At 56.8% G+C, this 26,407-nt stretch carries 22 protein-coding genes and 1 other RNA gene; 20 read left to right on the top strand and 3 right to left on the bottom strand.

What is annotated here, in order from left to right; all coding sequences use genetic code 11:
• Positions 1-238 precede the first annotated feature (238 nt).
• The 9 genes from ALMA_RS03900 (at position 239) to ALMA_RS03940 (ending at position 9,647) form a co-directional block, all read left to right on the top strand.
• Positions 239-502: a hypothetical protein gene (locus ALMA_RS03900; RefSeq protein ID WP_094726441.1), complete on the top strand. Its 264-nt coding sequence runs from the start codon at positions 239-241 to the stop codon at positions 500-502.
• 219 nt (positions 503-721) lie between these two features.
• The gene (locus tag ALMA_RS03905) at positions 722-1,357 is read left to right on the top strand and encodes a DUF1349 domain-containing protein (protein WP_094726442.1); all 636 of its coding nucleotides are present in this window, start codon (positions 722-724) and stop codon (positions 1,355-1,357) included.
• An 87-nt stretch (positions 1,358-1,444) separates the two neighbouring features.
• Positions 1,445-2,848, top strand: coding sequence for a branched-chain amino acid transport system II carrier protein (gene brnQ, locus ALMA_RS03910; RefSeq protein ID WP_094726443.1), 1,404 nt, complete (start codon positions 1,445-1,447; stop codon positions 2,846-2,848).
• The gene (locus ALMA_RS03915; RefSeq protein WP_094726444.1) at positions 2,845-3,471 is read left to right on the top strand and encodes a sugar O-acetyltransferase; all 627 of its coding nucleotides are present in this window, start codon (positions 2,845-2,847) and stop codon (positions 3,469-3,471) included. The genes brnQ and ALMA_RS03915 overlap by 4 nt, the downstream gene beginning before the upstream one ends.
• 295 nt (positions 3,472-3,766) lie before the next feature.
• Positions 3,767-4,225 carry a MarR family winged helix-turn-helix transcriptional regulator gene (locus tag ALMA_RS03920; RefSeq protein WP_094726445.1) on the top strand — a complete coding sequence of 153 codons (459 nt, stop codon included), beginning with the start codon at positions 3,767-3,769 and terminating at the stop codon, positions 4,223-4,225.
• Positions 4,222-4,941 (top strand): ATP-binding cassette domain-containing protein, encoded by a 720-nt coding sequence (locus ALMA_RS03925; protein ID WP_094726446.1) that lies wholly within the window; start codon positions 4,222-4,224, stop codon positions 4,939-4,941. Before ALMA_RS03920 ends, ALMA_RS03925 begins: the two co-directional genes overlap by 4 nt.
• A 3-nt stretch (positions 4,942-4,944) precedes the next feature.
• Positions 4,945-6,480 carry an ABC transporter permease/substrate-binding protein gene (locus ALMA_RS03930; RefSeq protein WP_094726447.1) on the top strand — a complete coding sequence of 512 codons (1,536 nt, stop codon included), beginning with the start codon at positions 4,945-4,947 and terminating at the stop codon, positions 6,478-6,480.
• Between the two features lie 19 nt (positions 6,481-6,499).
• Entirely contained in the window at positions 6,500-7,120 is a 621-nt protein-coding gene (locus ALMA_RS03935; protein ID WP_148140247.1) for a hypothetical protein, read from the top strand.
• 4 nt (positions 7,121-7,124) lie between these two features.
• Positions 7,125-9,647, top strand: a complete 2,523-nt coding sequence (locus ALMA_RS03940) for an HAD-IC family P-type ATPase (protein ID WP_094726449.1) — start codon at positions 7,125-7,127, stop codon at positions 9,645-9,647.
• Positions 9,648-9,844: 197 nt separating this feature from the next.
• Here ALMA_RS03940 and ALMA_RS03945 read toward each other — a convergent pair whose 3' ends face one another.
• Both ALMA_RS03945 and ALMA_RS03950 read right to left on the bottom strand, forming a co-directional pair.
• Complete coding sequence (locus ALMA_RS03945) at positions 9,845-10,597, bottom strand: Bax inhibitor-1/YccA family protein (RefSeq protein WP_244568855.1); 753 nt, start codon at positions 10,595-10,597, stop codon at positions 9,845-9,847.
• 62 nt (positions 10,598-10,659) lie between these two features.
• Entirely contained in the window at positions 10,660-11,403 is a 744-nt protein-coding gene (locus ALMA_RS03950; protein WP_086107013.1) for a GTP pyrophosphokinase, read from the bottom strand.
• A gap of 141 nt (positions 11,404-11,544) precedes the next feature.
• Between ALMA_RS03950 and miaB the strand changes: the two genes are divergently transcribed.
• The 9 genes from miaB to ALMA_RS03995 all read left to right on the top strand — a co-directional run bounded on the left by miaB (position 11,545) and on the right by ALMA_RS03995 (position 21,596).
• The gene (miaB, locus tag ALMA_RS03955; RefSeq protein WP_094726643.1) at positions 11,545-12,981 is read left to right on the top strand and encodes a tRNA (N6-isopentenyl adenosine(37)-C2)-methylthiotransferase MiaB; all 1,437 of its coding nucleotides are present in this window, start codon (positions 11,545-11,547) and stop codon (positions 12,979-12,981) included.
• A complete protein-coding gene (gene miaA / locus ALMA_RS03960) occupies positions 12,965-14,002 on the top strand; it encodes a tRNA (adenosine(37)-N6)-dimethylallyltransferase MiaA (protein ID WP_094726451.1) in 1,038 nt (345 codons plus the stop codon). The genes miaB and miaA overlap by 17 nt, the downstream gene beginning before the upstream one ends.
• Before the next feature lie 60 nt (positions 14,003-14,062).
• Positions 14,063-17,083: a DNA translocase FtsK gene (locus ALMA_RS03965; RefSeq protein WP_244568856.1), complete on the top strand. Its 3,021-nt coding sequence runs from the start codon at positions 14,063-14,065 to the stop codon at positions 17,081-17,083.
• Between the two features lie 282 nt (positions 17,084-17,365).
• Positions 17,366-18,067: a CDP-diacylglycerol--glycerol-3-phosphate 3-phosphatidyltransferase gene (gene pgsA, locus ALMA_RS03970; protein ID WP_094726452.1), complete on the top strand. Its 702-nt coding sequence runs from the start codon at positions 17,366-17,368 to the stop codon at positions 18,065-18,067.
• The gene (locus tag ALMA_RS03975) at positions 18,064-18,573 is read left to right on the top strand and encodes a CinA family protein (RefSeq protein ID WP_094726453.1); all 510 of its coding nucleotides are present in this window, start codon (positions 18,064-18,066) and stop codon (positions 18,571-18,573) included. The genes pgsA and ALMA_RS03975 overlap by 4 nt, the downstream gene beginning before the upstream one ends.
• An 85-nt stretch (positions 18,574-18,658) precedes the next feature.
• The gene (locus ALMA_RS03980; protein ID WP_094726454.1) at positions 18,659-19,192 is read left to right on the top strand and encodes a helix-turn-helix domain-containing protein; all 534 of its coding nucleotides are present in this window, start codon (positions 18,659-18,661) and stop codon (positions 19,190-19,192) included.
• 118 nt (positions 19,193-19,310) lie between these two features.
• Positions 19,311-19,544 (top strand): DUF3046 domain-containing protein, encoded by a 234-nt coding sequence (locus tag ALMA_RS03985; RefSeq protein ID WP_086107023.1) that lies wholly within the window; start codon positions 19,311-19,313, stop codon positions 19,542-19,544.
• A 250-nt stretch (positions 19,545-19,794) separates the two neighbouring features.
• Positions 19,795-20,901, top strand: a complete 1,107-nt coding sequence (gene recA, locus ALMA_RS03990; RefSeq protein ID WP_094726455.1) for a recombinase RecA — start codon at positions 19,795-19,797, stop codon at positions 20,899-20,901.
• Between the two features lie 20 nt (positions 20,902-20,921).
• Positions 20,922-21,596, top strand: a complete 675-nt coding sequence (locus ALMA_RS03995; protein ID WP_094726456.1) for a regulatory protein RecX — start codon at positions 20,922-20,924, stop codon at positions 21,594-21,596.
• On the opposite strand, the gene rnpB is transcribed toward ALMA_RS03995, so the two are convergent.
• Positions 21,590-21,998: RNase P RNA component class A (gene rnpB, locus ALMA_RS04000), an RNA gene on the bottom strand. The two genes, ALMA_RS03995 and rnpB, sit on opposite strands and share 7 nt — an antisense overlap.
• Before the next feature lie 135 nt (positions 21,999-22,133).
• Between rnpB and hpf the strand changes: the two genes are divergently transcribed.
• Together hpf and secA are read left to right on the top strand one after the other, a co-directional pair.
• A complete protein-coding gene (hpf, locus tag ALMA_RS04005) occupies positions 22,134-22,790 on the top strand; it encodes a ribosome hibernation-promoting factor, HPF/YfiA family (RefSeq protein ID WP_086107019.1) in 657 nt (218 codons plus the stop codon).
• Positions 22,791-23,139: 349 nt separating this feature from the next.
• Entirely contained in the window at positions 23,140-26,052 is a 2,913-nt protein-coding gene (gene secA / locus ALMA_RS04010) for a preprotein translocase subunit SecA (RefSeq protein ID WP_244568878.1), read from the top strand.
• Positions 26,053-26,407: the final 355 nt, after the last annotated feature.

Below are 26,407 nucleotides of genomic sequence, written 5' to 3' on the forward strand. Positions count from 1 at the left end.
GAGCCCCTTCGCGTAAGAAGGCGACAGCTGAGAAGAGAAGCAGAAATTGACATTCCGTATGCTTCGACACGACACGCGCTCCGCACGCCGTCGCGAAGGTATCGAGAGCATGATCGCGCACGAATAGGGTATCAGCGAGCCCGGGGGAGGCTCTGCACACGGCTGGAGATGTGCAGAAGTCGGAACATGTGCTTCTCCGCATGTCAGAGAATTCAGAGACTGAGGTAGCATAGAGGCCATGTCTAAAGAAGCAGATGAGCGTATACTAGCGCTCGTAAAACCAGAATATATGAAGAAGATTCCCGCTTTTATCCGCGGCCACGCCACGGGGAACAGCTGCCGGCTGATAGAAAAGGAGCACCCAGACCTGTATGCGGCCTTTGAGGCTGACGGTAGTGCTTCGGGTGTCGAGGCGGGACTTCCGTCGGATGTGGTGGAGCAGATGAGAGTGCTGATTAACGGAATCTTCGAGCAGCGCATGAGGAAGCATCATATGCTGTAAGGCAGGCTGTGTGCTCGGCTAGGCGCTCGGCTGGGCGCTCAGCTGGGTGCTGTGCACTCGGCCGTGTCGGTCGCACGCGAAGCTGAAACTTTACCCCGAAGAGTAACCATTCTTTTCTTCATCATCAAGTGCGTCGTTCACGTATGAGAAGGAGAAGACCTGTCCTACTGGAGACTCTCTCGACGTGCCCGTATACTGAAGGCCCCGTATACTGAAGGCATGAGCATCGACTTCTCGAACTGGCAGTGGACGCGTGAACCACGTTCCTATGAGATAAAAAATAATATGGAGCTGACCATCACCACAGCCCCGCATACTGACTTGTGGCAGCGGACGTATTATCATTTCCGGAATGACAGTGCGCCTGTCTTCCAGATGAGCACGGCAGAAAAGTTCTTTTCCTTTACTGTCCGCACGGATTTTGCTGGACAGCCAGGAGAGATAAAGCACCGCTTTGATCAGTGCGGCATCGTTCTCTACCTCGACAGCGAAAACTGGCTCAAAGGCTCCATCGAGTATGAGAATGACTCCTTCCAGCATCTCGGCAGTGTCGTAACGAATCGGGGATACTCGGACTGGGCCACGACGGAAGTGAGTGCCACGACGTCCTCCATGTGGTACCGCCTCAGCCGTCGCGAGGATGATTTCTGCATCGAATGCTCGGATGATGGCCAGAGGTTCGATCAGATGCGCATCTGCCATCTTACGGCCGTCCAGCAGAATCCAGACGCTCCCGTGACTTTCGGCGTGTATGCCTGCAGTCCCGAGGAGTCGAGTTTTACTGCCACCTTTACGGACTTCGAGCTTGGCCCGTGCCAGTGGGCAGCTCATGACGGCCAGGCTGCGCAGTACTAAAGAGGCACACGCAGGAGTGCTATACGCAGGAGTGCGAAAATTGGCCTCGCTATTTGGCCTAAAGCTACAAACGAGAGAAGAGAGAATATGACACATCCAGAACGCACAGAAGTCTCACGTCTGAGCGCGCGGCAGACGCTCGTCGTCGCGTCCATGCTGTTCGGGCTGTTCTTCGGCGCGGGAAATCTTATCTTCCCGGTCAGTATGGGGCAGAATGCCGGCGCGCTCAGCTGGCAGGCGGCGCTCGGATTCTGTATTACGGGCGTGGGTCTGCCACTGCTCGGCATCGTAGCCTTCGCCATCTCGGAAAGTGCGAGCTTGTTCGACATGTGCCTGCGCGTAGGAAAAGGCTTCGCGTACTTCTTCACGGTGGCGCTGTATCTGACCATCGGGCCGCTGTTTGCCGTGCCGCGTACGGCCACCGTCTCCTTTCAGGTAGGTGTCGTGCCCCTGCTCAGGCAGGCCGGCATAGCGGACGGTACTGCGCAGACGGTCGCGCTCGCGGTGTTCTCTCTCGCCTTCTTCGCGCTCGTTCTGTTCTTTAGCTTGAGGCCGAGTCGCATTCTCGACTGGGTGGGACGTATCCTTAACCCGCTCTTCCTCAGCGTTCTCGCCATTCTCCTGATCACGGCGCTCGTGCGACCTATGGGCTCGCTCGCTGCCGTGGCTCCGCAGACTCCTGCTTACGCGAGCGGTACGCAGTCCTTCTTTACAGGCTTCCTCGAAGGATATAATACGATGGACGCGCTCGCGTCGCTGGCCTTCGGCGTTATCCTCGTGGACGCCATCCGCGGACTTGGCGTGAAAAAGGCCGAGCATACCGCGAGTTCTGCCATGCGTTCGGGATTTTTCGCTTCAGCTGCCATGGTTATCATTTACGTTCTGCTCACCGTCGTGGGCGCGCAGTCTGCGGCGCTGCTCGGCGTGAGTGCGGATGGCGGTACGGCGCTTTTCGCCATCGCCGAGCACTATTATGGAACGGCTGGCGGCGTGCTGCTGGGCGTGATTATTACGGTGGCGTGCTTGAAGACATCTGTGGGGCTTATTACCTCGCTGGGCAGTACGTTTAGTGAGCTTTTCCCTCGGATGGGGCGTGGCGAGAATGCGCGGCCGCTGAGCTACCGTTTTTACGCGCTCACGTTTACGGCGGTCTCGTTCGTCATCGCGAACGCGGGCTTGGATGCCATTATCGCGTTCTCCATTCCGGTGCTCCTGTTCCTCTATCCGCTGACCATCGTTCTCATGGTGCTGTGCGCGGCCGGCCGTACGTTCGCGTATCGTCCTAGCGTTTTCGCGTGGGGGATGGGCTTTACCGTTCTGGCTGCTGGGGTTCAGCTTCTGTCTTCTGTCCTGAGTCCAATTCCTCCTCTAGCCTTCCCGTTCACCATCGTCGCTACCCATCTTCCCCTCGCGGATCTCGGCATGGGGTGGGTCGCTCCTGCGATCGTGGGTATAGTGATAGGAGTATGTGTGAGAAAGGACCGCGTATGAACCGGCATGATCAGAACCAGAAAGAGCGTATGCTCGCAGCGCTGCCGTATGTGGCAGACATGGATGGGCTGGATGAAGAACGTCTGGAATGTAAGAAAAAGCTGTATGAGTTTAATCATCTTCATCCTGACCACATGGACCGCATTCCAGAGCTGCTGGATGCTATCCTCGGTGAGGGTGGGAAGACTGCGTGGATAGAAGCCCCGTTCCACTGTGACTACGGTACGAATATTAAGGTAGGGAAGGGGTTCTTCGCGAACTATAACCTCACCATTCTCGACCCTGGCGAGGTGGTCATAGGCGATAATGTGCTGTGTGCTCCGAATGTGTCCATCTATACCGCCGGGCACCCACTACACCCGGACAGCCGTAACTCTGGCTATGAGTATGGCATTCCAGTAACCATAGGGAATAACGTGTGGATAGGTGGAAGCGTGAGCATCATGCCCGGCGTGACCATAGGAGATAACGTGGTCATCGGCGGTGGATCTGTGGTGACGAAGGATATTCCGGCGTGGAGCGTGGCCGTGGGTAATCCGGCTCGCGTGATTCGGAAGATTACGGAGGAAGACCGGGATTATTACTTTAAAGACCGGAAGTTTGACGTGGAGGATTATAAGTAAAAGACAAGGGGCTGCATATGCAGCCCCTTGTGCGTCTACTAGATCCCCGGCATCCGCGACGAAGAGGATGTGCCTGCGCCGTAGAAGTCCACGGCGAGTCGAGGGCCTTAAGCTCGGCATTCCCCGTACGACACAGTTCAGCCTCGCAAGCAGTCAGGTCGCTCATAGATAGATTTTTGAATAAAGGGATACTTCTGAAGGATACGTGGATCTATCTCGGGCATTCTCCCCAGAGCACTCGTCTACGCACGGGAATATAGTTCTAATTAGAACTAACTGAGAAGGTGAGGGAAAATTGGCCCAGAAAGACTACGCACACGCGGGTAGCCTGCTCGCTAAAGCGCGGGCGCTGAACGGACAGCTCTTCGCGCGGCTGTTCGCGCGGCAGGACGGTGTGCGCATCACGAGCGAACAGAGCAAAGTCATCTGGCAGCTCGCCAGACATGACGAAATGACGACCACCGATCTATCGCTTGCCACAGGAAACGCGAAAAACACGCTCTCCGTCATGCTGAAAAAGCTCGAAGTGGCCGGATTTATCGAGCAGCGCACCTGCCCGAACGACGGGAGAAAAAAGTACTACATTCTCACGGATGCGGGTCGCGAGCAAAGCCGTCTCTCGGACACAGCCAGCGAGCAGCTCGGCGAGATTTTCTATCGCGGCATGAGCGCGGACGAGCAGAAAACGTTCGAAAACATGCTCGAACGGATAGTGCAGAACTTAACAGATCACCTGAACGAGGGAGAGAAATGATAGAATTCCAGAACGTCGGGAAAAGCTACGACGGAAAGAATGTCCTCAGTGGTGCGAATTTTACTATCGAGGACGGCGAGTTTTTCGTGCTCGTGGGACCGTCCGGTTCGGGAAAGACCACCATGCTGCGCATGATTAACGGTCTCGAAGCGCCGACGGACGGGGACGTGCGCATAAACGGACGGCGCGTGGCGGATACGGATCTGCGCGAGCTGCGATTGAACACAGGATACGTGCTGCAGACGGGCAGTCTGTTCCCGAATCTGACGGTACTACAGAACATCGCTCTCATCGCGAAGATGAAAAAGTGGGACGAGTCGCGCATCGAGGAGCAGGCGCGTGAGCTCTTAGACCGCGTGGGACTGCCATATGATCAGTATGCCCAGCGTATGCCGGCAGATCTGTCTGGCGGTGAGGCGCAGCGCGTGGGCATTCTGCGTGCGCTCATCACGCGTCCAGATGTCATCCTCATGGATGAGCCGTTCTCTGCACTCGACCCGCTGAGCCGCACGCAGCTCCAGGATCTCGTGAAGATGCTGCATGAGGATTTTCACGTGACGGTGGTCTTCGTCACACATGACATGAGTGAGGCGCTGAAGCTCGCCGACCGCGTGTGCGTGGTGCATAATGGCGTCATCGAGCAGATAGGAACGCCGGATGAGGTGAAGAATCACGCGGCGACGGGCTTCGTGAGCGAGCTTTTCGAGGGGGAGTAAAGAATGCAGGATATCATCACTACTTTTATGGACAGGCGTGGCGACTGGCTCGTGGCGCTCGGCCAGCACGTGCAGATCTCGCTGCTGGCGCTCATGCTGTCCATCATTATCGCTCTGCCTCTGGCTCTGCTCATTCAGCGCTGGTCGCGCGTTTCGGATGCGTTCGTGCAGGTAGCGGCCATCTTCCAGACTATTCCGTCCATGGCTTTGCTGGGGCTGTTTATTCCGTTTATGGGTATCGGCACAGTTCCGGCGGTGACGGCTCTGGTTATTTATGCCATTTTTCCAATTCTTCAGAATACACTCACTGGTCTTCGTCAGATCGATCCGCAGCTCGAAGAGGCGGGAGAGGCATTCGGTATGACGGAATGGGAAAAGCTGCGCACCTACCGCGTGGCGCTGGCTATGCCGGTGATTATGGCGGGTGTGCGCCTGTCTGCAGTGATGATCATCGGTACAGCCACACTCGCAGCGCTCATCGGTGCGGGTGGTCTCGGTTCCTTCATTCTGCTGGGCATAGACCGGAATGATACGGCGCTCATCCTCATCGGTGCACTGTCCTCTGCTGTACTGGCCGTGCTCGCGCATTACGGCATCGCGTGGATGAGCCGGCTTTCCGCGCGGCGTGTGGCTGCTACCTTCGTGGCTCTCGCTGTGGCGCTCGGAGCATCCTATGCTGTTCCTGCTGCGGCGCGCATGATGCCGTCGTCTGGTGCCGGCGCGAGCGGGCATCTCGTGGTGGCGGGAAAGCTCGGCTCGGAGCCGGAGATTCTCATGAACATGTATAAGCAGCTCATCGAGAAGAATAGCTCCATCACTGTAGAAGTAAAGCCGAACTTCGGAAAAACCACCTTCGTGTATAACGCACTGAAGGCAGGAAAGATAGACATTTATCCAGAATTTACAGGAACGGTCACCTCGTCGCTGCTGAAAAAGGTGCCGAATGCGGGCACGGACTCGGAAGCTGTGTATAAGGCTGCGCGTGACGGCATCCTCGCTCAGGATAATCTCGCCCTGCTTAAGCCTATGCAGTATCAGAACACGTATGCTCTCGCAGTAAAGACTGACTATGCCCAGGCGAATGGCCTCACGAGCATCTCCGACCTCGCGAAGGTCCAGGATTCGGCGCGTGCTGGATTCTCGCTGGAGTTTAACGACCGCGAGGACGGTGGAAAGGGACTGGCGAGCGTGTACGGCCTGAATCTGAACGTGGCCACCATGGAGCCAGCCTTGCGCTACCAGGCCATAGAGAATGGGGACGTCCAGGTGGTGGATGCGTACTCCACAGACAGCCAGATAGCACAGTATAACCTCACTATCCTCAAGGATGATAAACATCTCTTCCCACCGTACCAGGGCGCTCCTCTTATGCGCGAAGAGACTCTGAAGAAGTATCCTCAGCTCGAAGGCATCCTCGATAAGCTCGCCGGGAAGATCACCGAAGAACAAATGAGCCATATGAACTACGAGGTGAATGTTCAGGGGAAGAAACCAGCAGATGTGGCGAAGACCTTCCTGACGGAACAGGGGATTTTGTAAACTAGTATCCATGAGGTGGATGGATACACGACTGATGACGAGCGCACTGCTAGTGGGCACCCTTCTCGTGGGGCTTTCTGGCTGTGCGCTCGCGTCGCATACGGCAGTGGGGCATAGCTATACCCCTCAGACGGCAGGCCAGTACGTACCGCGTGATGATGATGGAGACCCTCAGGATATCCGCGTGGATATGATAGCTCCCCTGACCAGTGAGACGGAGGCTGTGCGCGCTGCGCGCCGCGCGGCAGAGCTCATCCAGAATGGTGTGGGGAATGCCTCCGTGGGCTTAAGCGTTCAGTACTGGACGTCCGCCACGCGCGCTGAGCAGCTCGCACATGCTCGAAGCGCACTGGATACTTTCTCGCGCGTGCTCCTGCTCCCATGCTCAGCACTGGCGGATGGTGGCGCAGACAGCTGGATGTCCATCCTGAAAAATGCGCGCAGTCGCGTCATTCCCGTCATCATTTACTGCGAGAATGCGAGCGCTGAAAGAAGCGGGGGAATTGACAGCCTGTATGAAGCCGCATACTGGAACCTGAACGCAGACGGCAGGACGAGCGCGTACGAGGCCATCATGAGCGTGGTGGAAGACCGGCCGCACGCGGACGTCATCTCCACGCGGATAGAAGAAGAGGAGTAATACTATGAGCGATATCTCTGGACTCACACGCGCTGAAGTGGAGGCACGCGTCGCGCGCGGGCAGGCAAACCGCGTCTCGTCGAAAACCTCGCGCTCCATCGGCGAGATCATCCGCGCGAACATTTTTACTCTTTTTAACGGCATTATCTTCGCTGCCATGCTGCTCGTGCTCATCACGGGAGACTGGAAAGATGCGGTCTTCGGCGTGGTCATCATCATTAATACCGCCATAGGCGTGGCCACAGAAGTGAAGTCGAAACTGGCGCTCGACAAGCTCTCCATTCTCATCGCAGCGCAGCATACCGTACGGCGCGACGGTGCCGATGTGCAGGTCAGCCATGACGAGATAGTCCTCGACGACGTGCTGTGGGTGAAGTCCGGCGAGCAAGTGCCAGCGGATGGTATCGTTCTCGAAGACTATGGCGTAGAGCTCGACGAATCCATGCTCACTGGCGAGTCACGCACAGTGACGAAAAAGCCGGGAGACACGGTGTACTCGGGGGCGACTGTGGTCTCCGGCTCGGCGCTCGTGCGCGTTTCGGCTGTGGGAGAGGACTCTTATGCGGCGAAACTGACCGCCGAGGCGAAAGTCTTTACGAAGACGCGCTCGGATATTAACGAGGGGATAAATAAGATCCTGCGCTTCATGATCGTCATCGTGGTGCCGCTGTGCGCGCTGCTCATCTGGTCGCAGATGCGGCTGGCGGGCGGATTTTCGGTGGCGCTGGCCTCGGGCGCGTGGAGGCAGGCCGTAGTGCAGGCTGTGGCCGGCATCGTGGGGCTCATTCCGGAAGGTCTCGTGCTGCTCACCTCGCTGAACTTCGCACTCGCGGCCTTACGCTTATCTCGGAAGAACACTCTCGTCCAGGAGCTCGATGCTGTGGAGACGCTGGCTCGCGTGGATGCGCTGAACCTCGATAAGACGGGGACACTCACCGATGGCGGCATCGCGCTGGATGATGTGGTGGTGCTGGGTGACGGTCGCGCGGGCGGTCGAGCAGACGCTGAGGTGAAGCGCGCACTCTGGCATGTGACGAACGAAGAAACCCCGAATCCTACGGCCACAGCTGTGCAGGAAGGTCTCGCGCAGGAAGGTCTTGCGCGTGAAGGTCTTGCGCGTGAAGGCGTCTCGGCGAGTACGACTTTCGCTGGTGTGCAGGTACTCACCCGCGTTCCGTTCTCGTCTGCTCGCAAATGGAGCTCGGTGGTGCTGCGCGCCGAGCAGTCCGACAGCGGTGAGGCGCGTGTGACACGCTGGTACTTCGGCGCTCCGGAGATAGTTACCTCGGCACTGGATGAGGACTCGACTCGTGTACTGGAGCTGGTTCAGGAGCGAGCTGCCACGGGCGCGCGCGTACTCGTGCTGGCGTCTGTAGATATGTCTGTGGACGTGACGGACGCTGGCAGCGTGTCTGAGGAGGAGACACCACACATCGATCCACGTGCTCGCGTTCGCGCACTCATCGTCTGTTCTGAATCCGTCCGTGAGGATGCCGAAAAGACTCTCGCATGGTTCCGTGAGCAGGGCGTGCGCGCTCGCGTCATTTCAGGAGATAATCCACGCACTGTAGCCGCCATCGCACACAAGGTGAAGCTGACAGGGGATAGCGCGCCGCGCTTCCTGGATGCGCGTGAGCTCCCGGACACTCCTGAAGAGGTGGCGAAGGTGCTCGAGAATGTGGATGTGGTAGGACGTGTCCTGCCGAACCAGAAGAAGCTCATCGTTCAGGCGCTGCACACGCAGGGACATACCGTGGCTATGACCGGTGATGGTGTGAATGACGCTTTGGCTTTGAAGGAAGCTGACCTCGGCATCGCTATGGGTAATGCTGCTCCGGCTACGAAGGCTGTGGCGCAGGTGGTTCTCGTGGATTCGCTCTTCTCGCACTTGCCGGACGTGGTGGCCCGCGGTCGCCAGGTCATGGCGAATATGGAGCGTGTGGCGAGCCTCTTCCTCGTGAAGACTACGTATTCTGTGGTCATTTCGCTCGGTGTGGTTCTGCTCGGTCTGAACTTCCCGTATCTGCCGCGCCACATGACCTACATCGGCTGGTTTACCATCGGTACGCCGGCCTTCCTGCTGGCTCTCGCTCCGAATACGCGCCGCTATATTCCGGGTTTCTTACGACGCGTCATCCATGTGGCTGTTCCGGCGGGTCTCGCTACTGGTCTGAGCGTGCTGGCATCCACGCTTGCGGTTCCTGCTCTGATGGGCTGGGGCGACGTGAGTGCGCATCTGACTGAGCTGCGGACCATAAACGTGACTGTCCTGTTCGTTCTCGGCATCGTTATGCTGGCGTCCATCGCCCGTCCGCTGCGTTCGTGGCGCGGCTGGCTCGTGGCGTTCTTCGCCTGCGCGGGCGTGGCTGGAGCGTTCATACCGTTCGTAGCCCAATTCTTCCAGCTGCACATTCCGTCAGGCTCGAGTGCGTGGGTCACGCTCGGCGTGAGTGTGGTGTCGGTGCTCGTGTGGCTCGTCATCCGCATGGTCGTGGACAGGTTCTGGCCGCAGGAGGAAGCGCGCTAGGTACTCTCGCGGCCACGTTGTGTGTAAATCGTCTCACTTTCTACGAAAATCACGCTGAAAAAGAGCTAAAAAGACGGCTTGAGTGAGACGATTTACACACAACGTGCTCGAGAAGTGAGGAGTCGAAGGGACCCGGGAAAATTGACATAAAAAAAGGGCACACCCGCACGCGCAGGCACGCCCCCGAAAAACGAATCCTAGTCGCGGCTCGACATAATGTTCAGCAGCGAGAGGAAGAAGTTAATGAAGTCGAGGTACAGGCTCAGTGCGCACAGAATGGATACGCGCTTCATCATAACGGTGTCCTGCGCATACTGGGAGAAGAGCGCGCGAGCCACCTGAGCGTCATACGCGGTGAAGCCGGCGAAGATGATGAGCGTGATAGCCGACAGCAGCATGGTGCTCGTGCTCATGCCCATGAACAGCATGATGACTTCAGCCACGATGAGCACGATGAGAGCCACAGTGAGGATAGGTCCCATTTTTAAGAGGTTCATCTTCGTAGTCAGTGCGAACATAGTCAGCGCCAGGAAGAAGAGAGCAGTAAAGACGAGCGCGGTCACGATGTTCCCGAAGGAATACACAGCGAAGATGTTACTCAGCGTGAAGCCCATGAGCGCTGCATAGAGATAGAAGCACAGGCGTGCGGTGGTAGGATTCATCTTCAGTGCGCGCGCGGACAGGGCGATGACCACTGCTATCTGACCCACCACCAGAGCGATGAGGCCGAAGCGACCCGTGGACGCGAGGAAGGAGTAGTACAGACCCGAGGCGAAAGAGCCATATGCGGCTACTGCTGTGACGAGCAGGCCGAGAGTCATTTCTCCATAAATGCGGGCTATGGAGGAGCGTTCAGCGCGCTCGTACTCCACGGTGGACGTGGCGTCTATGTACGGCTGCTGGTACTGAGTCTGATCCATAGGCTGTGGCGTCGAAGTGTAATCTGCCATAATATCCATCCTTTGTCGTTTGTGTGCTCCATCATACTGGATGAGTCTGAGAAAAGGTACCCCTACTCCAGCTCAGCTGCGCGCGGCGCCGACACGAGGTCGCGGTGCACATTCTGCAGCTTCACATCGATGTCGTAGAGGTCGCGCGCAGCATCCTGCAACGTCTGCGCGTGACGTGCCACACGCTCAGGGTCAGAGGAGCTTTTATAGCGCAAACGGTGTTCGAGGCTCGCCCAGTAATCCATAGAAATAGTGCGGAACTGCACTTCCACAGGAATATCCTTCGCTCCCGTGGTCAGGAAGACGGGCACGCTGTAGATGACGTGGAGACTGCGATATCCCGACTCCTTCGGATGCTTGATATAATCCTTCACTTCGAGAATGCGGATATCGCTCTGACGGCTGAGCATGCTGGCTATGGCATAGACGTCATCGATGTAATTACACATGACGCGGATACCGGCCACGTCGAAGACATTCGCCTCGATGTCCGCTATAGTCAGCGCGTGATGATGTGCGGCGAGTTTCCCAGCGATGGACTTCACCGACTTCATACGCCTTTCCATATGGTGGATAGGATTATGGCTATAGCGCGTCTGGTATTCGTCGTCGAGGATCTCGAGTTTCGTGCTGATCTCGTGCATGGCCCCACGGTATCCCTGCATGAGGTTCTCGAAGTCGCGGCTAAACTGCACCACGTCTTCTTCGCTGCGCGGAGTGTCTATCTGAGGTACGGAGTCGCGCAGCATGAGCAGAGCCTGCGTGATGTCCGCGAGGCTCAGCGGAGTCTGCCTGTCGAGTATCATAGTCCACCTTCTATAATGCTTAAGTGCTTAAGCGTATGTTTAAGTCTTTTTAAACCTCACCTAGTATAGCGCATGCATACCGCGGAGCACCCGCAGACACTCGGAGCATGCGACTGGCGAAATTTCGCTAATATCGTCTGTATGAATGAAGACATGATGACGGCCAGTGAGCGCGAGGGAGAATTGGCCGAAAAAGCAGACGCACGGCCCGCATACTACGTGCATACGCTCGGCTGTCAGATGAACGCGCACGACTCCGAGCGCATAGCCGGCGTGCTCGAAGCGGACGGATACCGCAAGGCTACGCCGAGCGAGGTGGACGCACAGAATGTGGACCTCATCGTGCTGAACACGTGTGCCGTGCGCGAGAACGCGACGTCGCGCATGTACGGAACGCTCGGCCAGTACGCCCAGCTCAAGCGCAACCGTCCGGGCATGCAGATAGCGGTGGGCGGCTGCATGGCGCAGAAGGACCGTCAGCGCATTACCGAGCAGGCGCCGTGGGTGGACGCGGTCTTCGGAACGAAGAACATCGGCGACCTGACCGCGCTCCTCCACGAAGCGCGCCGCACGAGCGAGCCGCAAGTTCAGGTGGCCACGGAGCTGACGAGCTTTCCGAGCGAGCTGCCGACGGTTCGCGGATCGCGCGTCAGCGGCTGGGTGTCCATCTCGGTGGGCTGTAATAATACGTGCACCTTCTGCATCGTGCCGGCCGTGCGCGGTAAAGAGCGTGACCGCCGTCCGGGAGATATCCTCGCTGAGATAGAGCGCTGCGTGGCGCGCGGGATGAAAGAGATTACGCTGCTCGGCCAGAATGTCAATTCTTTCGGCTATTCCACCGGTGACCGCTACGCCTTCAGTAAACTTCTGCGCGCGTGCGGTCAGATAGAGGGTCTCGAGCGGGTGCGTTTTACCTCGCCACATCCGGCCGCATTCACGCCAGACGTCATCGAGGCGATGGCCAGCACGCCGAACGTCATGCCACAGCTGCACATGCCACTGCAGTCCGGCTCGGATAAAGTGCTGCGTGCTATGCGCCGCAGCTACCGCATGAGTAAATTCATGGGCATCCTCGACTCCGTGCGCGCTGCCATGCCGGATGCGCACATCACCACCGACATCATCGTGGGATTCCCGGGTGAGACTGAGGAAGACTTCCAGGCCACGATGGATGCCGTGCGTCGTGCGCGCTTTACCTCCGCCTTTATCTTCGAGTACTCGCCACGTCCTGGCACTCCTGCAGCCACTATGGAGCAAGTGCCACCGCATGTGGCACACGAGCGCTTCGAGAGGCTGCACGCCCTGCAGGAGAGTATCTCGGAGGAGATTATGGCCTCCATGGTGGGTCGCGACGTGGAGGTGATGATTACCGAAGCGCGTGGATTTAAGGACGCGGCTACGCATCGCATCTCTGGGCGAGACCGCGGAGGGAATCTCGTGCACGTGCGTGTGCCGGAAGGATGTGAGACGCCGGGAGTGGGAGATTTCGTGACCTGTACGGTCACCGAGAGTCACGGACACTACCTTATCAGTGATGCGAATGTACAGGCGGGGGACACGTATGCCGTCCGACACTAAAGTCATCTCCATCATCGGTCCCACGGCTTCGGGAAAGACGGCTCTGGCCATCGCGCTCGCAGAGGCACTGGGGTCGTCGAGAGCAGCTGGGGCAGCAGGGGAAGCCGGGGTAGCTGGGGCAGCGGGAAGCCAGCCCTGCGAGATAGTGAACGCCGACGCCTACCAGATGTACCGCCACATGGACATCGGTACAGCAAAAGCGAGCGCCGAAGAGCAGGCGCGTGTACCACACCATCTTCTGGACATCATCGAGCCGAGCGAGGATATGTCTGTGGCGCGCTTCCAGCAGCTGGCACGTGACTGCATAGGACGGCTGCAGGAAAGGGGAGTGCGGCCCATCCTCGTGGGAGGGTCGGGACTCTACGCCCGAGCGGCCATCGATGCCATCGAGTTCCCAGGCACGGATCCGGACGTGCGTGCTCGGGTGGAAGAACGCGCTGAGCGCATCGGTGAGCAGGCGCTTTTCGCAGAGCTCGCGGAGAAAGACCCGGAGGCAGCAGCGCGTATGGATGCTCGTAATGTCCGCCGTACTATCCGAGCTCTCGAAGTCATCGAGCTCACAGGCCGGCCATTCTCCGCGAGCCTGCCGCGCTATTCTTACGTGATTCCCACCGTGCAGATAGGTCTGGACCTACCGCGTGATGTGCTCGACGAGAAGATAGACCTACGTACGGAGCTCATGCGTAAGGCGGGATTCGAGGATGAAGTGCGTGCGCTACGAGGGCACCTGTCCACGACAGCCAGTCGCGCGCTCGGCTATCCGCAAATCATGGCTCTGCTCGACGGCCAGATGAGTGCTGACGAGGCGTATGCAGACATCGCGCAGAAGACCAAGCGCCTAGCGCGTAAGCAAATGGGCTGGTTCGGGCGCGACCCGCGCGTGCACTGGCTGAATGCGACGGCCGACGACCTCGTCTCGCAAGCGCTCGAGGTGGTGGCCGCGGCGGACCGCGGTGACTATGATGCTTTCGACGCGGCTGCGGACGAGTATGTGCAGCATCACCTGGGGAATGTGGAGTAGTTTCGCGGTTTTCTCGAGCGTGCCGCGAGGTCAGCGTTTTTCGCTAAGCTAGATGGTGTTATGGCACGTACTACTTCATCTTCACGCAGTCCTCGAGATGAGGACACGGAACGCTCCTCAGAGCGCTCATCTGCTCGTTCTTCGGCGCGCGGCTCGCAGTCTGCGCGCTCGTCGTCACGTTCAAGTTCTTCCGGGTCCTCGGGCTCCGGTTCAGGCAGGCGAAAGGCGCCGACGACGGCGAATGTATCTGAGCGCGAGCCGGAAGTATGGTGGGTGAAGGTACTGCTCTTTATCCCACGCGTCTTCGCACGTCTCGTGCGTGACATTTCGGGTGTGGACAGCGAGGACGCGGATACGCGGCTCGATGCGTGGTGCTTCGTGCTCATCATCCTCAGTGTCCTGCTCATAGCTTCTGAGTGGTTCCGCGTAAATGGCTTCATAGGACAGTTCCTGCATATGCTGGCAGGTGGAGCTTTCGGCATGATGAGCGTGCTGCTTCCGGTCGTTCTGCTGTTCGTCGCGTTCCGTTTGATTCGCAATTCTAACTTTGAGGCGGAGAACACGCGCGTCGTCTCGGGATGGGTGCTGCTGCTCTGGTCAGTGAGCTCTATCATGGATGTTCTCCTCGCTTCGGGAAAGCCGAAGTTCGACTGGGCTACGATTCGTGCGGCGGGTGGTCTCTTCGGCCATGCCTTAGGCTCGCCACTGGCATGGGGACTGTCTGCGCCGTTTGCGGTGGTCATCTTCGTGTTCATCGCTATCTTCGCTCTGCTCATGATTACGCAGGTACATATAGCGGAGATTCCTCGCATTCTGGGCTTGAGTCGTAAGGATGATGGTGAGTCTGACGTTGAGCAGGAGGCAGAGTTCGACGGAGACGTGACAGGCGGTGAACTGCGCTTCGCAGCAGGCGTACCACATCATGATGGTACGGATGAAGACGAGGAACCAGTCCGTCTACCGTGGTGGAAAAAGCTCTTTAACCGTGTGCGTCACGAGGATACGGACACGAGCCTCGAGGAATACGAGGGCGATAACGCGTTCGCGAATGGTGTACGCGTCCAGGATGATTCCCACGCGAACCGTCAGTCCACTGCGCGTCCACGCTTTGAAGACGAGATAGGGGATACGCGCGTCATGGGCGCCGGCAGTTCGCCGGCTGGTCGCCAGATAGTCAGCGATGCTGCAGGTGTGGCGAGCCATGCTCTGGACGCTGCTGGAGCCGTGGGGGCTGCCGGAGCGCAGGCAGCCAGTGAGGCGGCTACCATGGCTGTACCATCGCTCCCTACAGCAGCACTGTCTGTCAGCCCTACAGTGGCTGTGGGGAAGAACGGTGCAGCTGAAGGGGGAGCATCAGTACCCCCAGTACCTCCGGCACAGGCACAGGCCGCTCCTGCAGATGCGACCCCTGAGGTAGAGGGAGAATTGACCTCCAGTACAGATGCCTACCAGATGCCGAGCCTCGACGTTCTCGTGAAGGGAAAGCCGCACGCGGTCCGTACAGAAGCAAACGAACGTGTTATCCAGGCACTGCGCGCGACGTTCCAGGAATTCGGTGTGGATGCAGACGTGGTGGGCTTCCTGCGAGGGCCGTCGGTCACGCAGTACGAGGTGGAGCTCGGGCCGGGCGTGAAGGTGGAGAAAGTCACAAACTTGCAGAAGAACATCGCCTACGCGGTGGCGAGCTCGGACGTACGCATACTCTCGCCTATTCCAGGAAAGAGCGCCATCGGTATAGAAATCCCGAACATCGACCGTGAAATCGTGCATCTGGGCGACGTACTGCGTTCCGACGAAGCGCGAAACGATACGAACCCGATGACCGTGGGCCTCGGAAAAGACGTGGAGGGGAACTTCGTCACGGCGAATCTCACCGCCATGCCACACCTTCTCGTGGCAGGCGCGACGGGCTCCGGTAAGTCCAGCTTTATAAACTCCATGCTCACGTCCATAGTCATGCGCGCCACCCCAGAGCAAGTCCGCATGATTATGGTGGACCCGAAGCGCGTGGAACTGACCGCATACGCCGGAATTCCGCATCTTCTCACGCCTATCATCACCGACCCGAAGCGCGCCGCACAGGCTCTCGAATGGGTCGTGAAGGAGATGGACGCGCGCTACGATGACCTCCAGTACTTCGGCTTCCGTCATGTGAAAGACTTTAACGAGGCCGTACGCGCCGGAAAGGTGCATGCTCCTGCCGGGTCGAACCGAAAAGTGGCTCCATATCCTTATCTGCTCGTGGTCGTGGACGAGATGGCTGACCTCATGATGGTGGCGAAGAATGATGTGGAGAGCTCTATCCAGCGCATTACGCAGCTGGCACGAGCTGCAGGTATACACCTCGTGCTGGCCACGCAGAGACCATCCGTGGACGTGGTCACGGGTCTGATTAAGTCGAACGTGCCGTCGCGCCTGGCTTTCGCTACGTCCTCGGCTACAGACTCCCGCGTTATTCTCGACTCGGTGGGTGCTGAAGCGCTCATCGGTCAGGGTGATGCACTCTTCCTGCCTATGGGTAAGCCGAAGCCTATCCGCGTCCAGGGAGCGTGGGTCTCGGAATCCGAGATTCGTGCGGCTGTGGACTTCGTGAAGACCCAGCGCAAGCCACAGTACCGCCAGGACATCGAGCAGATGGCAGCGCAGCAGGATACGAAGCAAGCCATCGATGAGGAGATAGGTGACGACATGGATGAGCTGCTCCAGGCGGCAGAACTCGTCGTGGGAGCACAGTTCGGATCCACATCCATGCTTCAGCGCAAGCTGCGCATAGGCTTCGCGAAGGCTGGACGTCTCATGGACCTGCTCGAGTCGCGTGGAGTCGTAGGACCATCGGAAGGCTCGAAGGCGCGTGAAGTGCTCGTACAGCCAGAGCAGCTGGCGGATGTGCTCGCCTTTATCCGCGGAGATGTGGCGAGTATGGAGAGTGCTGCTGGTGGTGGCGCGGGTGGTGCTGGTGCGGGTGCTGCTGGTGGTGCGGGCACAGTCCCGGGCGCGGTCTCGGGCGCGAGTGAGAGCTTCGGTACGGGGCCGGGTGCTGACGTGAATCCGCGGGGAGCGGATACTGAGGTGGCTGGCTAATCCTGCTCGCTCGCTTAGGGAAGTGCGAGCACGTGGGGGCGCGTGGGGGGGGCACGCGTGCCCACCGTGTGGCGCGAGCCGTCTTCAGCGGCTCTTCAGTATGCCCAGCACGGTATACTAGAGGCACGAGAAGAGTTATATAGGCGCTTGGGCCGTGTCTCTACAGCGCTGTTAGGGTTAGATTACGACGAAATGACGAGCTGCATTCTCAGTGAACGCCGTGAAGCGAAAATCGCGCAAACGTGCACACACCGAGAAAGCTGCATACGAAAGAAGACTATAATGAACGACTCACGAAAACCATCTCTCCTAGACGGCTGGAACAGCGCGCCGAACATCGTGACGTACGTGCGCATAGTCATGATGTTCGCCTTCCTCTACTTCACTGTGGATGGGGGATACTTCGGCATCCAGAACGTGACGAGCCGCTGGATAGCAGCAGTACTCTTCATCGTGGCTGCCTCCACAGATAAGCTCGATGGCTACCTCGCTCGTACATATAACCAGGTGACAGAACTGGGAAAGCTTATGGACCCTATAGCCGATAAGCTCCTCATCTGCGGTGGGCTCGTAGTTCTGTCCCTGAATGGTGAAGTGTGGTGGCTGGTGACTATTCTTTTCCTCATTCGTGAGGTGGGCATTACCATTATGCGTTTCTTCGTTATCGATGCTGGCGGAAAGGTCATCGCTGCCTCGAATGCGGGAAAGCTGAAGACTCTCACTCAGTGCATAGGTCTGGGGATGATTCTTCTGCCTCTCTGGACGGTTATGGGGGGCGTGAACTCTCAGGCATGGGGGATATACGTGGCAGTCAGCACGGTCGTTATCCTCCTCGCACTCTTCTTCTGCCTGTATTCGGGTGGGGAGTATCTCGTGAATACGTTCGGTCGTCCGCAGGAAGAGGCGGAGCATGTCGAGACGCTGGCTGAGGCTGCACATTCTGTCGAGGCTTCTGATGGCGCTGTCGAGGCTGGTGAGAGATGAGTGCGGCGGAAGACCTGCTCGACCTGTGTAGAGCGCGCGCGATGAAGATATGCTGTGCAGAGTCGCTCACGGGCGGTTTACTTGCTGATGCGTTCGTGAGTGTGCCGGGAGCGTCAGACACGTACCGCGGTAGCGTGAACACGTATGCCGTAGATTCGAAAGTATCTATCCTCGGCGTGTCTTCAGAATGGCTGGCTGCTCATGGTCCGGTCAATTCTTTCACTGCCGAATCTATGGCTCTCGGAGCGCTCCGTCTTTTCGGATGTGACGGTGAGGGGCTGAATGAAGAGCAGTCTGGCATAGCCCTCTCCACGACCGGAGTGGCAGGCCCTGGGCCAGATGGGGACATCCCAGCAGGAACGGTATTCCTCGGATGTGCGCTCAGTGATGGTAGTGTTCAGACGCGGGAGTGTCACTTTTCAGGAGGTCGTGCTGAGGTAAGGAGGAAGGCCGTAGAAGCGGCGCTCGATCTGGGTCTATCAGCACTTCGAGAAGCACGCTCGTGATGTGAGCTGTATCACAAAAGAAAAAATCGGGAATAAAGAACGGAAAGGCACAGTTATCCCTAGTACGACACGGAAAAGAGGCACTATGATTTCTACGGCTGTACAGATGACTCAGCAGACCACCCCTACAGTGGAAGAAATGAAGCGCGCTGCGAGTAAGAATGCCATGGTGCGAAACCTTACTTCTGCTCAGCTTCGTGCTGTAGCCATAGCACAGCAGCAGGTGCTGCGTGCGCAGCAGGCACGCGCTGCGAAGAATGAACGTGAAGCAGCTCGCTCGCGCATGTGGGCGAACTCGGAACTCGATGAGACTGTTCAGAAGCCTGCTCCATCAGCATCACATCAGCGTGAGGCGACAGATGTGGATACCTTCTCTCTACGCAAGGTACAGGGAAGCGTACTGCGTGGACTGCGTACGCGTGACCATAAGACACTGCGTGAGGTGAGCCAGCGTGCAGGTGTATCCCTCGGATATCTTTCTGAAGTAGAGCGTGGACAGAAGGAGGCAAGTTCCGAGCTTCTCGCATCCATTACGGAAGCACTGGATGTAAAGCTTTCGGACATGCTCGTCCTCGTGGCTGACCGTGTTCGCGAGTATGAAGAAGCTGGAGCTCGCTAAGCTATTAGTTTATAGAGATTTCCGATACCTCACTTATAGACGTTATGGCGTGTATAAGTGAGGTTTTTATGTCTGTATGATGGTGAGTTAAGTTTACGGTAAACAAGGCGGGATGGGTATGAGAGAACGCGAATTCTGGCAGCTTCTCGAAGAGGTCTTCGGGCGCACATATGGGCGCTCGCTCGCGCACGACCAAGCGTTAGATAAGCTCGGTGGACGCACTGTGGAGGAAGCGCTCACGGATGGTGAAGAACCGCGCGTGGTGTGGAATGTCCTCTGTGATCATATGGAGATACCGGATCCTCAGCGCTGGGGTCATGATCATAATGCACCGCCTATGCCAGCGCAGTAAGATTTCAGATAACTCTGTAGATAACTCTGTAGAGGGTGCTGGATGTGCTGGTCGTGCTGACATGTGGAGAAAGACACGCGGGTGATGCACTGAAAAATGGCGAAAATGTGGTGAATAACTCCATAGAAGTCGAACATATGTTCGACTTCTATGGTAGACTTATGCACATCTGATAACAGTGAACGCTACAGCTTGAAAGCCAGGGCGAGAGTTCATAAAGTGGAGTTATCTTCACGACGAAGGAGAAGTTATGGCGACAGCTAAAAAAGACGCAGCCGCGACTAAGGATAAGCGTCAGGAAGCCTTAGATACCGCGCTGGCTCAGGTAGAGAAGAACTTTGGTAAGGGTTCAGCTATGAGGCTCGGGGATAAGCCTATACAGAATGTGGAGGTTATTCCTACGGGATCTCTCGCGCTCGACCTTGCTCTCGGCATAGGTGGACTGCCGCGTGGCCGTATAGTAGAGATATATGGTCCAGAATCCTCTGGTAAGACCACTATCGCCCTGCAGGCAGTAGCGAGCGCCCAGAGGAGGGGTGGTGTAGCGGCATTTATCGATGCAGAGCATGCACTCGACCCTGAGTATGCGCGTCACCTCGGGGTAGATACGGATTCGCTCATCGTTTCCCAGCCGGATAATGGTGAGCAGGCTCTCGAGATAGCAGATATGCTTATTCGTTCTGGCGCTCTGGACATCATCGTTATCGACTCCGTGGCAGCACTTGTACCTAAGGCTGAGATAGAAGGAGACATGGGGGATAGCCATGTGGGCCTTCAGGCGCGCCTTATGAGTCAGGCTCTCCGTAAGATGACCGGCGCGCTGAACCAGGCGAATACCACAGCCATCTTCATTAACCAGCTACGTGAGAAGATAGGTGTCTTCTTCGGTAGTCCGGAGACGACCACTGGTGGTAAAGCACTGAAGTTCTACGCATCCGTACGTATGGATATCCGCCGCATTCAGACACTGAAGAACGGGGAAGAAGCAGTAGGTAACCGTACGAAGGTTAAGGTGGTAAAGAATAAGATGGCGCCGCCTTTTAAGTCTGCTGAGTTCGACATCCTCTACGGCCAGGGCGTCTCTCGCGAAGGCTCCGTCATCGACATGGGCCTGCAGGTAGGAGTCATTAAAAAGTCTGGCTCGTGGTTTACCTATGAAGGGAACCAGCTGGGACAGGGGCGGGAGAAGGTTCGTCAGAATCTCATAGATGACCCTGCTTTGTGTGACGAGCTTGAGACGAAGATAAAGATGGAGTTCGGTCTTATCCCGAAGCCTACGGGAGACGAAGCTCAGCAGAGTGAAGCATCAGCAGATACTGTGGATGCATCTGGCGCTGCTTCCCCTTCTGCGCAGTAATATAATGCGAAGGCGATAGTGTGATCTCAGCTGAAGAATTTTTACGGCGTCAGCCTCCTGTGCTCTCCGAAAGTCCTGCAGTATTCGAAGAATCTGCGAGTGAGGATAAGGATGTGATACAGGAGGAGGATTCCGTAGATAGAGATATCTCAGTTCTGAAGAATATAGCTCAAGCAGCTACGCAGAGCCATGATACTCCTTTAACAGACCTCTTCGAGAGAGATGCTCAGCGAGACAAGTGCCAGGAAGCAGCTCTGCGTCTGCTTGACGCTGCGCAGCGTCCATCTGGAGCGTTACATGATCGGCTCGTTCAGAAAGAGTTCTCGGAAGAAGTCATAGAGCAGGTCATCGCGCGTCTTATAGAACTAGGACTCGTGAACGATGAGGAGTATGCGCGCATGGCTGTGCGCTACTGTATCTCACGAAACATGGGTGAGATGGGTACTCTGCGAGAGCTTAAACGCAAAGGTGTGGATGCGTATACTGCCAGCCATGCTGTAGCGGATGCACGCGAAGAAGGCGCTTTTGTCGAGTCTGCGTATGCTCTTGCCGAGTATGTCGCGAAGCGTACGCGTGGACTCGATAAGCAGGTACGTTTACGCCGTCTCTGGTCCGCCGCAGGGAGAAAGGGACACTCTCCAGACCTTATTCGTCAAGCTGTCTATGATGTCTTCGACTCTGAAGAAGAAATGTGAGACCTCATGTACCCCGGGTTCTGTTCCCCTCTCGAAAGAGTGGGGAGGTGACCATCCATCTCGACGCCATATTACTATGACGCTCTAGCAGCCTACCCGAATGCTTAAGCGAGCAGCTTCAGTGCATTCCTACTTGGCCTTGCTCCCGATGAGGCTTGCCATGCGGCATACTGTTACCAGCAGCCCGGTGGTCTCTTACACCGCCGTTTCACCCTTACCATTCCTATCCGTTCATACATTCCTCTATGAGGGAAGGAAGGCGGTTTACTTTCTGCTGCGCTATCTCTCAGGTTACCCTGGGCGGACGTTATCCGCCATCGTGCTCTATGGAGCCCGGAAGTTCCTCAGCTATCCTTTCCTGATGAGTAGAGAAAGTGTAGCCGCGGCCACCCAGAGGTCTCACAAACTTTGATAGTACCACATTTTTTTCAGGAAATCTACAGCAAAATGCGGTGCATTTCCTCAGAAAATGAGTTATGATTAAACCACGTTAGCAGTGAAGTTAACGCCCGTTCGATTCATTTGAAGGAGGTCACCATGGAGATCGTGGTAACTGGTCGTCATACACAGATTAAGCAAAAGTTCCGTGACGTAGTAGAAAGCAAAATGAATCGGGTTACTGCTATAGCGCCGGATGCACAGCGTGTACAGGTCGTAGTTTCCCATGAAGGGAACCCACGTCTCGCCGATACAGCCATGCGCGTGGAGCTTACAGCTATCGCTGGAAAGACAGTGGTGAGGGCAGAGGCATCGAGCATCGATGATCTGAGCGCGCTGGACTTGGCTCTAGATAAGCTCACTTTGCGCCTGCGCCGCACGCGTGACCGCCGTAAGGATCACCGTCGTGGATATGAAGCTGTTCAGCCTGTAGACATGGGTGTGGTAGAGCCGCCGGTAGCAGAGCCAGAAGTAGAAGAAGAGTACTCTCCTCAGACGGCTGCGCAGGCAGTAGCAGGAGATCTCGGCCCTGGTGAATCTGTCGAAGTGCAGGTCGGTGATTCGCCTATAGTTATTCGCCGTAAGCTTCACATAGCAGAGCCTATGACCATCGACGAAGCGCTTTATGAGATGGAGCTCATCGGTCATGACTTCTTCCTGTTCGTGAATAGCGAGACTCACCGCCCATCGGTGGTCTACCGCCGTCACGGCTGGAGCTATGGTGTCTTCGAGATAGACAGCGCGAAGAACCTGTAGAACCTATACGGAACCTATACGTAGGTAAAGAAAAGACGAGGAATCGTCGAGTGGGGACAGAGGAATAATACCTTTCTCTACACCTCCATAGGGAAAAAGGAGTGGGGACGCTTGTATACCAGGTGTATGCCAGCGTCCCCACATTTATGTGGCGGCCATGGCCATTCCTCCATACTCGGGCCGCCACGCGAGAGGTATGCGGCACTGCACTAGGCATAGGAGAGTGCACGATTGGCGCGTTATCGGTGCATTGTCGTAATATGGGAAAAGTTTGTAACGTAACCATTCGGAAGCCCGGGTGGATAGTACGAGGAGAAACACGGTGGCAATTCTTGAAAAAGCTCTGCGTATGGGTGAAGGCGCACAGCTGAGGAAGCTGAAGTCTGTGGCGGATAAGGTGAATGATCTTGAAGGGGAGATCAGTGCACTGACCGACGCAGAACTCAAGCAGCAGACTGCGAAGTTTAAGGCTCGCCTCGCAGATGGAGAGAGCCTCGATGGCCTCATGCCAGAAGCCTTCGCGACGGTTCGCGAAGCAGCGAAGCGCGTTCTGGGACAGCGTCACTTCGATGTCCAGCTTATGGGCGGTGCAGCACTGCACTGGGGAAACATCGCGGAAATGCGTACAGGTGAGGGTAAGACTCTGGTAGCGACCCTGCCGAGCTATCTGAATGCATTGACAGGAAAGGGCGTACACGTCGTCACGGTGAATGACTACCTGGCGAACTACCAGTCCGAACTCATGGGCCGCGTCTTCCGCGCACTCGATATGAAGGTCGGCTGCATTCTGACAGACCAGAGCCCAGCAGAACGCCGCAAGCAGTATAACGCGGACATCACGTATGGCACGAATAACGAGTTCGGCTTCGACTATCTGCGCGATAATATGGCGTGGAATAAGGCGGATCTCGTGCAGCGCGAACATAACTTCGCCATCGTCGATGAGGTGGACTCCATTCTCATCGATGAAGCGCGTACTCCTCTTATCATCTCCGGTCCAGCAGAAGGCGATGTTACTCGCTGGTATCGCGAGTTCGCGAAGCTCGTCCTGAAGCTGAACCGTGACGAGGATTACGATGTCAATGAAAAGAAGAAAGTCATCGGTATCCTGGACTCGGGTATCGCGAAGATAGAAGACTTCCTCGGCATCGATAACCTGTACGAGCCAGCAAACACGGCTCTCATCGGTTACCTGAATAATGCTATCCGCGCGAAGGAACTCTTCGTGCGTGATAAGGACTACGTGGTTCAGGGCGGCGAAGTTCTCATCGTAGATGAACACACAGGTCGTATGCTGCACGGACGTCGCTATAACGAAGGTCTGCACCAGGCCATCGAAGCGAAGGAAGGCGTGGAAGTTCAGGCAGAAAACCAGACTTTCGCTACCATCACCCTGCAGAACTACTTCCGCATGTATGATAAGCTCGCGGGCATGACCGGTACTGCAGAGACCGAAGCAGCTGAGTTCATGAACACGTATAAGCTGGGCGTTATCCCTATTCCTACGAATCGCCCTATGATTCGTAAGGACCAGGATGACCTCATCTTCCGCACGCAGAAGGAAAAGCTCGTCGCCATCGTGAAGGATGTGGCTGCGCGTCATGAGAAGGGCCAGCCAGTCCTGCTGGGTACCTCCTCCGTGGAATCTTCTGAGCTCGTCTCTACTCTGCTTGATCAGGTGAACATCCCTCACCGCGTGCTGAATGCAAAGCATAATGAAGCGGAAGCTGCAGTGGTGGCTGTGGCAGGCCGTAAGGGTGCTGTGACCGTGGCTACGAACATGGCTGGTCGTGGTACGGATATCATGCTCGGTGGTAACGTCGAGTTCCTCGCAGACCAAAAGCTGAAGGCTCAGGGGTACTCCCCAGAAGACACGCCTGAAGACTATGAGCGCCTCTGGCCAGCTGCTCTCGACGAGATGAAGCAGCAGGCGAAGGATGAGCATGAAGAGGTGAAGGAGCTCGGTGGCCTGTATGTGCTCGGCACGGAGCGTCACGAATCTCGCCGTATCGATAATCAGCTGCGCGGTCGTTCCGGCCGTCAGGGTGACCCAGGTGAGTCTCGCTTCTACCTGTCCCTCGAAGATAACCTCATGCGCCTGTTTAACACGCAGCTCGTCGCTCGTGTTATGGCTACCGGTATGCCGGAAGGCGAGCCTATCGAGGCGAAGAGCGTCTCGAATGGCGTACGCACGGCTCAGAAGTCTGTCGAGTCCCGTAACTTCGAGACCCGTAAGAACGTTCTGAAGTATGATGACGTTATGAATAAGCAGCGTACTGTCGTGTATGCTGAGCGTCAGGCTGTGCTGAAGGGTGCGGACATCTCCGCCGACGTTCAGAAGTTCATTCATGATGTGGTGGACTCCTACGTGCAGGGTGCCACGAAGGGCGTGGATCATCCGTCTAAGTGGGATCTGAAGGATCTGTGGAAGGCTCTGGGCTCCATCGTGACCATCGACTTCGACGAGAAAGCGCTTCTCGAAGAGCTCGGAAAGCTGAAGGGGGATAAGGCTCGCACGAAGCTCGTCGAGCAGATTACGAAGCAGCTGAGCGACCTTTATGCTGAGAATGAAGCCATCGTGGGCGCCGAGTCCATGCGTTCCATCGAGCGTCGTGTGGTTCTGGCTGTGATGGATCGTAAGTGGCGTGAGCACCTCTATGAGATGGACTACCTGAAGGACGGCATCGGCCTGCGCGGTATGGGTCAGCGTGACCCTCTGGTCGAGTACCAGCGTGAAGGCTACCAGATGTATAACTCGATGGTAGATTCCATTAAGGAAGAGGTCATCCAGCTACTCTTTAACATCGACCTGCAGCAGGTGGCACGTGACGTCGAAGAGACACGTGCTGCTCAGGGCGAGGCTGAAGCTGAACCTGAGACTGCAGCGGTGACGTATTCCGCTCCGTCTGAGGATGAGGCTTCTGATGAGGCTTCTGAAGAGGACGCGGACGCGGATGAGACGTCTGATGATGCTGAAGTTTTGTCCGAATCTACAGAAACGTCCGAAGATGAGGCTGAAGATGCGCCTGAAGGTGCCTCTGAAGAACAGCCTGCTTCGCATTCGTATGAGGGCCATGTGACGGGTGCTGCGCCTATCAGCCATGCAGAGGGTAAGGTTCCTGTCAGCAAGCGTCCGAAGAGCGAAGAGCTGCATAGCCCGTGGTCGGATGGTCGTACCTTCCCTGGTACACCGAAGAATGCGCCGTGCCCATGCGGTTCAGGGCGTAAGTATAAGATGTGCCACGGAAAGAACGAAGAGTAAGTTTTCGCTCGGCTGAAGACAGGCCGTCTGGCGTTTTCCGCGTTTTATGCGCGGGACGTCAGGCGGCCTTCTGCGTGAACGCGACGTTTCGAGCACTCTGCTTTTTCTGGCCAATTTTCGCATCTTGTAGTCACGAATGACCAGAGGATGCTGGGAGTAGAGGAAGGAAAACCCCAGAATTACGCCATTCTCTAATTCGAACGCGTTCGAGAAAAACGGTCATTTGTGACTACAAAAGCCTCCTTTTCGCATTTTTTACGAGAGTGTGAGAAACGAAAGGGCGCAAGCACTCTGAGCACACCCGACACGTCGCCCCTACGATATATCATTGCATACGTTTGCATAAACCAGCGTG

Source organism: Alloscardovia macacae (assembly GCF_002259705.1).
GTDB classification, from domain to species: domain Bacteria; phylum Actinomycetota; class Actinomycetes; order Actinomycetales; family Bifidobacteriaceae; genus Alloscardovia; species Alloscardovia macacae.

Bases quoted from the DNA above. Each gene is read 5' to 3' on its own strand.
- miaB (WP_094726643.1), top strand. From the start codon at position 11,545: ATGAATGAAGACATGATGACGGCCAGTGAGCGCGAGGGAGAATTGGCC.
- ALMA_RS03925 (WP_094726446.1), top strand. From the start codon at position 4,222: ATGATAGAATTCCAGAACGTCGGGAAAAGCTACGACGGAAAGAATGTC.
- ALMA_RS03940 (WP_094726449.1), top strand. From the start codon at position 7,125: ATGAGCGATATCTCTGGACTCACACGCGCTGAAGTGGAGGCACGCGTC.
- ALMA_RS03950 (WP_086107013.1), bottom strand. From the start codon at position 11,403: ATGATACTCGACAGGCAGACTCCGCTGAGCCTCGCGGACATCACGCAG.
- secA (WP_244568878.1), top strand. From the start codon at position 23,140: ATGGGTGAAGGCGCACAGCTGAGGAAGCTGAAGTCTGTGGCGGATAAG.
- ALMA_RS03915 (WP_094726444.1), top strand. From the start codon at position 2,845: ATGAACCGGCATGATCAGAACCAGAAAGAGCGTATGCTCGCAGCGCTG.
- ALMA_RS03965 (WP_244568856.1), top strand. From the start codon at position 14,063: ATGGCACGTACTACTTCATCTTCACGCAGTCCTCGAGATGAGGACACG.
- ALMA_RS03930 (WP_094726447.1), top strand. From the start codon at position 4,945: ATGCAGGATATCATCACTACTTTTATGGACAGGCGTGGCGACTGGCTC.
- ALMA_RS03900 (WP_094726441.1), top strand. From the start codon at position 239: ATGTCTAAAGAAGCAGATGAGCGTATACTAGCGCTCGTAAAACCAGAA.
- brnQ (WP_094726443.1), top strand. From the start codon at position 1,445: ATGACACATCCAGAACGCACAGAAGTCTCACGTCTGAGCGCGCGGCAG.
- miaA (WP_094726451.1), top strand. From the start codon at position 12,965: ATGCCGTCCGACACTAAAGTCATCTCCATCATCGGTCCCACGGCTTCG.
- ALMA_RS03985 (WP_086107023.1), top strand. From the start codon at position 19,311: ATGAGAGAACGCGAATTCTGGCAGCTTCTCGAAGAGGTCTTCGGGCGC.
- ALMA_RS03945 (WP_244568855.1), bottom strand. From the start codon at position 10,597: ATGGCAGATTACACTTCGACGCCACAGCCTATGGATCAGACTCAGTAC.
- ALMA_RS03935 (WP_148140247.1), top strand. From the start codon at position 6,500: ATGGATACACGACTGATGACGAGCGCACTGCTAGTGGGCACCCTTCTC.
- ALMA_RS03905 (WP_094726442.1), top strand. From the start codon at position 722: ATGAGCATCGACTTCTCGAACTGGCAGTGGACGCGTGAACCACGTTCC.
- recA (WP_094726455.1), top strand. From the start codon at position 19,795: ATGGCGACAGCTAAAAAAGACGCAGCCGCGACTAAGGATAAGCGTCAG.
- pgsA (WP_094726452.1), top strand. From the start codon at position 17,366: ATGAACGACTCACGAAAACCATCTCTCCTAGACGGCTGGAACAGCGCG.
- ALMA_RS03980 (WP_094726454.1), top strand. From the start codon at position 18,659: ATGATTTCTACGGCTGTACAGATGACTCAGCAGACCACCCCTACAGTG.
- hpf (WP_086107019.1), top strand. From the start codon at position 22,134: ATGGAGATCGTGGTAACTGGTCGTCATACACAGATTAAGCAAAAGTTC.
- ALMA_RS03975 (WP_094726453.1), top strand. From the start codon at position 18,064: ATGAGTGCGGCGGAAGACCTGCTCGACCTGTGTAGAGCGCGCGCGATG.